The sequence below is a fragment of the Brachybacterium sp. YJGR34 genome (genome assembly GCF_003347015.1).
Taxonomy (GTDB): domain Bacteria; phylum Actinomycetota; class Actinomycetes; order Actinomycetales; family Dermabacteraceae; genus Brachybacterium.
The window spans coordinates 1-2499 of the sequence record NZ_PNFB01000041.1 but is presented as its reverse complement, the minus strand read 5'-3'; the positions used below and the strand labels follow the sequence as shown (position 1 = coordinate 2499).

Genomic DNA, 2499 nt, shown 5'->3' with positions numbered 1-2499 from the left:
ACCACGGCTGCGCGTGGTCCGGCCGCGGCGGGGCTGGTCGAGGGCTGGTCTCAGGCGGCGTCCAGCACGTGGTCCAGCACGGCGATGAGGGCGGCGACATCCTCCTCGGGGACCGCCGGGAAGGTGGCGATGCGCAGCTGGTTGCGGCCGAGCTTCCGGTACGGCTCGATGTCGACGATCCCGTGGGCGCGCAGCACGGCGGTGATGGCCGTGGCATCGATCGACTCGTCGACGTCGAGGGTCGTGACCACCTGGGAGCGCGCCTCGGGCGCGGTGACGAAGGGCGTGATCTCCTCCCGCCGGTCCGCCCAGGTCTGCAGCATGCCGCTGGTGGCGCGGGTGCGGGCGTCGGCCCATTCCAGCCCGCCCTGCGCCAGGATCCACTCGATCTGCTCCGCGAGCAGCACGAGCGTCGCCACCGCCGGCGTGTTCAGCGTCTGGTCCTTGCGGGAGTTCTCGATCGCGCTGGTGAGGGAGAGGAACGCGGGGATCCAGCGGTCGGTGCCGGCGGCCAGGCGCTCGGCGCGCTCGATCGCCGCCGGCGAGAGGACGCTCAGCCACAGCCCGCCGTCGGAGGCGAAGGCCTTCTGCGGGGCGAAGTAGTACGCATCGGTCTCGGTGACGTCGACGCGCGCCGCACCCGCCACCGAGGTGGCGTCCACCAGGACCAGCTGGTCCTCACGCGTTCCCTCGGGCCGGACGACGGGCACCATCACGCCGGTGGAGGTCTCGTTGTGGGGCCAGGCGTAGGCGTCGACCTCGGCGCTCGCACGGGCCAGGGTCGCGGTGCCGGGCTCGGCACGGAGGATCTCGGGGTCCGCGAGATGGGGAGCCCCGGCGGACTCCGCGGCGAACTTCTGCGAGAACTCGCCGAGCACGAGGTGCTGGGAGCGATGCTCGACGAGGCCGAAGACGGCCATGTCCCAGAAGGCCGTCGAGCCGCCATTGCCGAGCACGACCTCGTAGCCCTCGGGGAGCGAGAACAGCTCGCGCAGACCTGCGCGCACCCGGGCCACCAGGTTCTTCACCGGTGCCTGCCGATGGGAGGTGCCGAGCACAGCGGCGGAGGCCGAGTGCAGGGTCGCCATCTGCTCCTCCCGGATCCGGGAGGGACCGGAGCCGAACCGACCGTCCCGGGGGAGCAGCTCCTGAGGGATGCTGAGCGCGCGGAGGGCGTCGGAGCGGGCGGTGCGGGCCTGGGACATGCGGGGGTCTCCTCGTGGGTGGGTCGGGCCGGTGCCGCGGGCGCGCGGCCCGACGACCCCCACAGTCTCTCAGGGCCGGCACCTTCGTGCCGAGCGGTGTCCGCGGGCGCCCTCGCGCGTGCGAGGATCAGAGCATGAGCCGTGCCGATCTCGAGAAGAAGCCGTACGACGTCGCGACCATGTTCGACGGCATCGCCAGGCGCTATGACCTGATGAACGACGTCGCCGCCCTGGGACAGGTGGGGATGTGGCGGGACCTGATGGTCGAGGCGCTCGAGGTGGGCACCGGCAGCGGGGTCCTGGACCTCGCGGCCGGCACCGGGACCTCCTCCGCCGCGATCACGCGCACGGGAGCGAAGGTCGTCGCCGCGGACTTCTCCCTGGGGATGATGTCCGAGGGGCGGCGACGCGGCGCGCCGGTGCCGTTCGTCGGGGCCGATGCCCAGCAGCTGCCCTTCGCCGCGGACTCCTTCGACGCCGCCGTCATCTCCTTCGGACTGCGGAACGTGCACGAGCCCCGCCGCGCCCTGGACGAGATGGTGCGGGTGGTCCGACCGGGAGGCCGGGTCGTGGTGTGCGAGTTCTCCACACCCACCTTCACCCCGTTCCGGGTCGTCTACGAGAAGTACCTGCTGCGCGCTCTGCCCGCCGTGGCCGGCCGGGTGGCGACCACCGTGGACGCCTACGAGTACCTCGCCGAGTCGATCCTCGAGTGGCCCACGCAGGAGGAGCTCCGCCAGTGGTTCCGTGAAGCCGGTCTGGAACGCACTCAGTTCCGGAACCTCAGCGGCGGCATCGTCGCGCTGCATCGCGGAGTCGTGCCGCAGCCCTGAACGGGATGCCGACGGGGCACGGCAGGCACCGCTCGCCGCAACTCCCCGCCGAGGCGCAGGTATAGCGCTGTGACCTGCACGGATATCGCCGGAGCCGGCATTGTGGCCGAGGCCACTCGGGAAAAGGCCGTTCTGGCTTGACGGTGGTTCCCGGGACCCGTAATGTTCTTCCTCGTGCCCAGCAGAACGGGAACGAGGAACGGCCACCGTGCCGGACCGCGGATCCGGGATTGACCAGGGACGGAGGCTCTCTTCAGGGAGGATCGGGATGTGGATCACACCGCACCGATTTGACTCGGAGGATCGGACGTCGTAAGTTAGCAGGGTTGCCTCGGAGGGAAGAGCCGGACGGCTTGGAACACTGAGGCGCGTGTTGCTTGATATCTCAATAGCGTGTCTGTTTGTTGATGCCATTTATTTTGATGGCAAATTTTAACGGATGATACAGCAGTTATATGCTG

General features: G+C 69.9%; 2 protein-coding genes. One reads left to right on the top strand and one right to left on the bottom strand.

All coding sequences use genetic code 11. The features are described 5' to 3' along the window. Nucleotides 1-50 precede the first annotated feature (50 nt). Nucleotides 51-1205 carry a phosphoserine transaminase gene (serC, locus tag CXH06_RS18235; protein WP_114856624.1) on the bottom strand — a complete coding sequence of 385 codons (1155 nt, stop codon included), beginning with the start codon at nt 1203-1205 and terminating at the stop codon, nt 51-53. A 134-nt stretch (nt 1206-1339) separates the two neighbouring features. Between serC and CXH06_RS18230 the strand changes: the two genes are divergently transcribed. After that, nucleotides 1340-2038, top strand: coding sequence for a demethylmenaquinone methyltransferase (locus tag CXH06_RS18230; protein ID WP_114856623.1), 699 nt, complete (start codon nt 1340-1342; stop codon nt 2036-2038). Nucleotides 2039-2499: the final 461 nt, after the last annotated feature.